This window comes from Streptomyces torulosus (assembly GCF_001419765.1).
Lineage (GTDB): Bacteria > Actinomycetota > Actinomycetes > Streptomycetales > Streptomycetaceae > Streptomyces > Streptomyces torulosus.
Genome location: NZ_LIRK01000055.1, coordinates 22,754 through 29,878, shown reverse-complemented (window position 1 = coordinate 29,878; position 7,125 = coordinate 22,754). Strand labels below are relative to the sequence as shown.

General features: G+C 73.2%; 8 protein-coding genes. 5 read left to right on the top strand and 3 right to left on the bottom strand.

Translation table 11 applies throughout. The features are described 5' to 3' along the window. Nucleotides 1–325, bottom strand: a 325-nt coding sequence (locus AOK23_RS05310; protein WP_240496258.1) for a SulP family inorganic anion transporter, incomplete at its 3' end; no start/stop codon positions are given. A gap of 190 nt (nt 326–515) precedes the next feature. Between AOK23_RS05310 and AOK23_RS05305 the strand changes: the two genes are divergently transcribed. From AOK23_RS05305 to AOK23_RS05290, 4 genes are all read left to right on the top strand, one after another. After that, on the top strand, nt 516–1,421 hold the full coding sequence (locus AOK23_RS05305) for a universal stress protein (protein WP_055711580.1): 906 nt from the start codon (nt 516–518) through the stop codon (nt 1,419–1,421). A gap of 40 nt (nt 1,422–1,461) precedes the next feature. Next, a complete protein-coding gene (locus AOK23_RS05300; protein WP_055711579.1) occupies nt 1,462–2,355 on the top strand; it encodes a universal stress protein in 894 nt (297 codons plus the stop codon). A gap of 40 nt (nt 2,356–2,395) precedes the next feature. Then, nucleotides 2,396–2,920 carry a flavodoxin domain-containing protein gene (locus AOK23_RS05295; RefSeq protein WP_055711578.1) on the top strand — a complete coding sequence of 175 codons (525 nt, stop codon included), beginning with the start codon at nt 2,396–2,398 and terminating at the stop codon, nt 2,918–2,920. A gap of 312 nt (nt 2,921–3,232) precedes the next feature. Then, nucleotides 3,233–4,246 (top strand): 2-hydroxyacid dehydrogenase, encoded by a 1,014-nt coding sequence (locus tag AOK23_RS05290; protein WP_055711577.1) that lies wholly within the window; start codon nt 3,233–3,235, stop codon nt 4,244–4,246. 57 nt (nt 4,247–4,303) lie between these two features. Here the strand turns inward: AOK23_RS05290 and AOK23_RS05285 are convergent, their stop codons facing one another. Together AOK23_RS05285 and AOK23_RS05280 are read right to left on the bottom strand one after the other, a co-directional pair. After that, nucleotides 4,304–5,005: a CBS domain-containing protein gene (locus tag AOK23_RS05285; protein ID WP_055711584.1), complete on the bottom strand. Its 702-nt coding sequence runs from the start codon at nt 5,003–5,005 to the stop codon at nt 4,304–4,306. A gap of 96 nt (nt 5,006–5,101) precedes the next feature. Then, a complete protein-coding gene (locus tag AOK23_RS05280; RefSeq protein ID WP_055711576.1) occupies nt 5,102–5,566 on the bottom strand; it encodes a cyclic nucleotide-binding domain-containing protein in 465 nt (154 codons plus the stop codon). A gap of 244 nt (nt 5,567–5,810) precedes the next feature. Between AOK23_RS05280 and AOK23_RS05275 the strand changes: the two genes are divergently transcribed. Further along, complete coding sequence (locus AOK23_RS05275) at nt 5,811–7,004, top strand: serine hydrolase domain-containing protein (protein WP_055711575.1); 1,194 nt, start codon at nt 5,811–5,813, stop codon at nt 7,002–7,004. The last annotated feature ends 121 nt before the right edge of the window (nt 7,005–7,125 follow it).

The window sequence follows — 7,125 nt, the reverse complement described above, 5'->3', positions numbered from 1 at the left end:
GGTCCGGGTCCCCGGCGGCGAGTGGAGCCACCACTGTCGCCGTCATCAGCGCCGTCGTCGACTCCGGGCCCACCGACAGCAGCCGGGACGAGCCGAGCAGGGCGTACGCGGCCAGGGCCGGCAGGATCGCCCACAGCCCGACGACCGGCGGCAGCCCCGCCACCCCCGCGTACGCCATCACCTGCGGCACCAGATACGCGGCGACCGTCACCCCGGCCAGGACGTCGCCCCTCAGCCACGCCCGCCGGTAGCCGAGGAGCGTGCCGAGCCCGGGGGCCAGGCGGCGCCACCCCGGAACGTGCCGTCTGCCCGAGCCCTGGACCATGGGCCTCCCTCCACCGCGTGGAGATCAGCATCCACCGCACAGAGGCCCGGGCGCGAGCCACACGGCGGGACTCCGCACCGAACCGGTCGCAGCAGGGACGTTCGGCCCCTGCCGGGGACTTGCGGCCCCTCCACCACCGGCCCCCGCGGCACGAAGCTGGGAGCACACCCCCCGTTCAGGAGGCAGAACCATGGTGAACACCGTTGTCGCAGGGCTCGACGGTTCGGCCGAGAGCCGGGCCGCCGCCGAGTGGGCGGCCCGCGAGGCGAAGCTGCGGGACCTGCCGCTGACCCTCGTCCACGTCTGGGAACCGGTACCCGACCCCATCGCCCAGGCACCGCTGCTCGCCGCCGAGACGCTCCAGCACTGGAGCGAGCGCATCCCGCGTGAGGCGGCCGAAGGGCTGCGGCTGCGGCATCCCGGCGTGGACGTCACCGTGGAACAGATCAGCGGCCGACCCGGCGAGGTCCTGACCCGCGCGGCGAAGGACGCCGCGCTGCTCGTCCTCGGCTCCCGGGGGCTCAGCGGCATCGGCGGCTTCCTGGTGGGCTCCGTCGGTCAGATGGTCGTCGCGCACGCCGAGCAGCCGGTCGTCCTCGTCCGCGCCGGGGAACAGGCCGCCGACGAGCACCAGGCCGACCCCGTCGGCATCCCGTCGGCCGCTACCCCCTTCCGGCCCGTCGTCCTCGGCATCGACACCGAGAACCCGCACGACACCGTGATCGAGTTCGCCTTCGACGCGGCCTCCCGCCGCGGAACCGCCCTGCGGGTCGTCAACGGCTGGAACCCGCCGCCGTACTACGCCTACGCCATCCCCGCCGACCCGGAACTCGGCCCCGAGCTGCGCACCAACCAGGTCACCGCCCTGACCGAGGTACTCAGGCCCTGGCAGGTGAAGTTCCCCGACGTCGACGTCACCGAGGTGTGCCGCTGGGGCAGCCCCGCCCACCACATCGTCGACGCCTCCCGCGAGGCGTCCCTCGTGGTCGTCGGCCGCCGTATCCGCCGCAACCCCGTCGGCACACACATCGGCCCCGTCACCCACGCCGTCCTGCACCACTCCACCGCCCCCGTGGCCGTGATCGCCCACCCGTGACGGGGCGCCCGCGCTCCCCACCCTCCGAGGAGGACCACCGATGGAACGTCCCCTGGTCGTCGGAGTCGACGGCTCCGCACCCAGCCTGCGGGCCGTGGACTGGGCGGCCGACGAGGCCGCCCTGCGCGGGGTGCCGCTGCGGCTGGTGCACGCCTCGCTGTGGCAGCGCTACGAAGGCGCCGCCCTCGCCGAGGACCTCGGCAAACCGTCCGAGGAGACACTCGCCGAGGACATCGTCGACGCCGCCGCCCGGCGGGTGAGTGACCGCCGCCCGGACGTGAAGGTGACCAGCCTGATCGTCCCGGAGGAGCCGGAGTACGCGCTGGTCCGGGAGGGACGGCAGGCCACCGCACTGGTCCTCGGCGCGCGGGGGCGCGGCGGCATCGCCGAGTTCCTGCTCGGCTCCGTCAGCCTAGGCGTCGCCGCGTACGCCACCTGCCCCGTGGTCGTGCTGCGCGGCCACCCCGACGGGCAGCCGCAGCCGGTGACGCACGGCCGGATTCTGCTGGGCGTCGGTGAGGAGGCGCACGGTGCCGAGGCCGTCCGCTTCGCCTTCGAGGAGGCGGAGCGCCGGGGCGCGGTACTGGAGGCCGTACGCGCCTGGCGGTGCCCCGCGCACGAGACCACCGACCACCCCCTGCTCGCGGGCGAACCCGCCCGTCTGCACGAACAACGCGCCGCCGAGACCCTGGAGGCCGCGCTCGACGACATGGCAGCCCAGTACCCGACCGTGCGGGTGCGCCGGCGCACCGCCGAGGGCCCCGCCCGCAAGGTGCTGCTCGACGCGTCCGCCGATGCCGACCTGCTGGTCGTCGGGGCCCGGCGCCGCCCTGAGCACCTCGTGGGGCTCCAGCTCGGCCGCGTCGCCCACGCCGCGCTCCACCACGCCGCCTGCGCGGTCGCCGTCGTCCCCCACCGGGCGCACGATGACTGACACGCGCACCCACCACGGCTCCCGAGAGGAGGCGGACCACATGTCCACCCGCGTGCTGGTCGCCTATGGAACGACCAACGGATCCACCGCGACGATCGCCGAGACCGTCGCGGACGCCCTCAACGAGGCGGGACTCACCGCCGAGGCACTCCCGGCTCCCTCCGTGCCGAGCCTCGCGCCGTACGACGCGGTCGTCGTCGGCGGCGCGCTCTACGCGGGACGCTGGCACAAGGACGCCCGGCGCTTCCTGCGCCGGCACCGTCACGCCCTCGCCGAACGCCCCCTGTGGCTGTTCAGCAGCGGCCCCCTCGACCCCTCCGCCTCGGAACGGGACATCCCGCCCGTCCCCGGCGTGCGGAAGGCCATGGTCCGCCTCGACGCCAACGGGCACGTCACCTTCGGCGGCTGCCTGGAGGAAGGGGCCAAGGGTTGGGTCGCCGGCATGATCCTCCGGTCCGGGAAGGGCGGGGACTTCCGTGACTTCCCCGCCATCCGGGAATGGGCCGCCGGCCGGGCGGCGGAACTCGCGGGTGTCGCGCCGGGCGGGAGCCGCGCCGCACGGTGAGTACCACCGGCCCTCCACCGGGGCCGGCCCTCCACCGGCCCGCTATCGGCCCTCCGCCGACCCGACCGGGCTGACGGCGGGCCCCAGCCACACCTCGCGGCTGCCAGCCGGCGGGCACGCACCCGCGCAGCCGCGAGGGTGCCCAGCGAGCCCTCCTGACAGGGGAGAGCAGGAGGACTCGCGCCACGGCCGCCGCCCTCACCGGCGCACAGGGCGGCGGCCGTCCGGACGCCCGGAGCCGCCGGGCCCGTGGCGACGACCGTCGCGACCTACGGTGGGAGAGTGATCACTCGCCTCATGGGAGGAAAGCACGTGGAGATCGTCGCGTACGGCGTCCAGTCGGACGAGGAACCCCTGCTGCGGGCGGCCTTCGACCGGGCGTTCGCCGACCGGCACCGGCTGCGCTGCCTGTCGCTGTTCCTGGACCAGGACACCGCCCCGACCGCCGACGGCCACGACGTCGTCCTCTGCGGCGTCAACGACACCCTGGACGCGGGAGTGCTGCGCACCCTGGCCGCAGGGGGCACCCGGATGATCGCCCAGCGTGCCACCGGCTACAACAACATCGACCTGACGGCGGCCGGGGAACTCGGCCTGACGGTGTCGCGTGTCTCGTACTACTCCCCGTACGCGGTGGCCGAGTTCGCGTGGGCGCTGGCCCTGGCCGTCGACCGGCGCATCGTCCGGGCCGCCCATCGCACCCGAGAGTTCGACTTCCGGCTGGCCGGACTGATGGGCCGCGATCTGCACGGCCGGACCGCGGGCGTCGTCGGCACCGGCAAGATCGGTACCGCGTTCGCCAGGATCGCCCACGGCTTCGGCATGCGGCTGCTGGGCTGGGACGCCGCCGAGAACCCCGACTGCCTGGCCCTCGGCATGCGGTACGTCTCACGGGAGGAGCTGTTCGCCGAGGCGGACCTGGTGAGCCTGCACGTGCCACTCATGGAGAGCACCCACCACCTGGTCGACGCGGCCGCCCTCGCCCTGATGAAGGACGACGCGCTCCTGGTCAACTCCAGCCGGGGCGGTCTGATCGACACGGACGCCCTGCTGGACACGCTGCGCGCGGGACGGCTGAGGGGGGTCGGTCTGGATGTGTACGAGGAGGAGGCCGGACTCTTCTTCCTCGACAAGTCGCTGGAGGTGATGACCGACGAGCGCCTCGCCCGGCTGATGACCTTCAACAATGTGCTGGTCACCTCGCACCAGGCGTACTTCACCCGGGAAGCCGTCGAGCAGATCGCCGCCACGACGATCGCCAACGTCGAGGACTACTTCGCCGGCCGCACCGGCGCCGACACCCTGGTCAGCCCCGCGACGACGTGACAGCGGGCACCGGCCGGAGTCGCGAAACCCCCGGCCGGTGCCCGCCGCCGTCGCGGGTCACGACGACGGGACGACGCTCTCCCCGTGTCCCGACGGGGCGCCGGCCGAACCGGTGGAGCGCCCCGTGAGGTCGAACTCGACGTCGACGACGCCCTCGACGGCCCGGATCAGCCGGGCGGCCACGGGCACGAGGGAGGTGTCCCGGACGCGCCCGCCGAGCCGCACGACCCCCTCCCGCACGGTCAGGCGCACGGCGGAGTCCGGCGCGGGGAAGAGGTACGACACCACTTCCCGGCGCACCTCCTCGGCGATCTCGTCGTCGCCCCGCAGGAACACCTTCAGCAGGTCGCCCCGGCTCACGATCCCCTCCAGCATGCCCAGCTCGTCGACCACGGGAAGCCGCTTGACCCGGGCGTGCGCCATGGTCCGCGCGGCCTCGGCGAGGGTCGCGTCGGCGCGGACGGTGACGGCCGGGGAGGTCATCAGCTCCCCGGCCGTCACGGCACCTGCCTTGGCGAGGTCGGCCAGGCGGGCGAGCTGGGTGTACCGGTCTGGGTCGCTGTCGCGGAACTCCTCCTTGGCCAGCAGATCGGCCTCGGACACCACACCGACGACGCGCCCCTCGCCCTCCAGGACGGGCAGGGCGCTGACCTTCCAGTCGTGCATCATCCGCACGATCTCCTTGAAGGCGGCGCCGCTGCCTATGCCGGCGACGGTGTGGGTCATCACGTCGCTCACGATGTGCGGGCTGCCGTGCATCATGTCTCCTTGGTCGTCACGTCACTGGGGCCGTCGAACGCCAGACGACTGCCGTCAGCTGTCTGTCGTCAGGTGCCGGTGGTCAGCTGTCGGCCGTCACAGGAGGCTGCCGCTGCCGTAGGGCGCGTACAGGTCCAGCAGCCGGGTGCGGGCCGAGTGCAGACGGTGGGCGAGGATGCCGCCGACCCACTGGGCGACGGCGAAGCCGAGCGCGGGGTCCTCCTGGCACATCAGACGGATCGCGGTGGCGTCGAACTCGTGGGCGCGCACCGGGCTGGTGGCCTCGGCCCCCAGGTGCCAGACGTGCGGGGTGAACAGCCAGGACCAGCCGATGAGCTCGTGGTGTCCCAGGGTCTCGATGACGGCCGGGCGGCGGCCGGGCACCCGCATGTCGAGGGCGACCGTGCCGGTCCGGATGATCCAGAACCGGTCGGCGGTGCCCCCCTCGTCGAAGATCCGGGCGCCCTGGGGGAACGACACCTCGCGGGCGAACCGCATCAGCCGCTGCCGGTGCTCGGCGGGCAACGCCCGCAGCATGCCGGGGGTGGGGGGAGCGTTCATGACGACCTCCAGAACGGGCGTACGGACCCTGTCACCTCCAGCGTCGTCCCGCGCCCCGCACCGGACCATGGGTCACCCGACCCCATGGCCGGGACCACCGGGCACCCCGGGAGAGCCCTTCGGCACCCCTATGGCGCCGAAAGAGTGGACTCACCGGAGCGCGTCCTGGACGGTGGTCTTCGGTCGGGGCCGGGACGGTGATCTTTCGAGTACTGACCCGATGACCTCCCGGAAGAGGCACCGCATGCGACCCACCCCCTCCCGCAGACAGTTCTCGGCGGCGCTGCTCGTGGCCTCCGTGCTCGCCCCGCTGGCGGCGGCCCCGGCCGCGGCCCTCCAGTCCTCCGGTCGCCCCGACCGGCAGGCGTGCCCGCCGGACGGCCTCGGACCGGAACTGACCGCGCGGCTCGACCGGACCATCGAGGAGGCCCGCCGGGAGGCGGGCATCCCCGGGATCGTCACCGGACTGTGGATGCCGGGCAGGGGGAACTACGTCCGGGCGACCGGCGTCGCCGACACCGCCTCCGGCACGCCGATGACCACCGATGTCTTCGTGCGGATCGGCAGCGAGACCAAGACCTTCACGGTCACCGCACTTCTGAAACTCGTCGACGACCGCAAGATCCGCCTGGACGACCCGATCTCAAGGTACGTCGCGGGAGTACCGAACGGCCGCCGGATCACCCTGCGCCACCTCGCCGAGATGCGCAGCGGCCTGTTCCCCTACACCGCCGACCAGGACTTCATGCAGGCTCTGTTCAGCGATCCGAGCCGCTCGTTCACCCCGGCGGAACTCCTCCGCTACGGCTTCAAGCACCCCAACACCGCCGCGCCGGGCACGACCTTCCAGTACTGCAACACCAACCTGATCCTGCTCGGGCTCGTGGTCGAGAGGGTCGGCGGACGCCCCTTCGCCGACTTCCTCCGCGAGCGGGTGCTCCGCCCCGCCCGGCTGCACCGCACCTTCTTCCCGGGGGGCGCCGAGTTCCCCGAGCCGCACCCGCACGGCTACACGGACGACATCCTCACCGGTGAGGTCGTGGACGCCACCGACTGGAACCCCAGTTGGGCCTGGGCCGCCGGAGCGATGATCGCGGACCTGCACGACCTGCGCCGCTGGGCGGAGATCGTCGCCACCGGGAAGCTCCTCAGCGCGGCGACCCAACGCGAGCGGCTCAAGATGCTGCCGACCGGCTTCCCCGGCACCAGGTACGGCCTCGGCATCCTGGAGACCGGAGGGTGGATCGGCCACAATGGCTCCCTGCCGGGCTATGAGAGCGTCACCGTCCATCTCCCCTCCAAGAAGGCCACGTTGGTGCTGCTGCTCAACACCGACATCACCCATGAGGGCCAGGAACCCTCCTCCCTCGTCGCCCGCGCGATCACCGAGGTCGTCACACCGGACAACATCTACGACCGCCCGGTCCCCCTGAGCTGACGCCCGCCCGAGGCCGGCGGCCGGCAGGTATGCCCGGAACAGTAGGTTTTGTCCGGCTTCATCCTGGGGTGCCGGGGGTACTCGGCGCGCGCAGGCGCTCACCGTGACGCGCCCCGAGAAG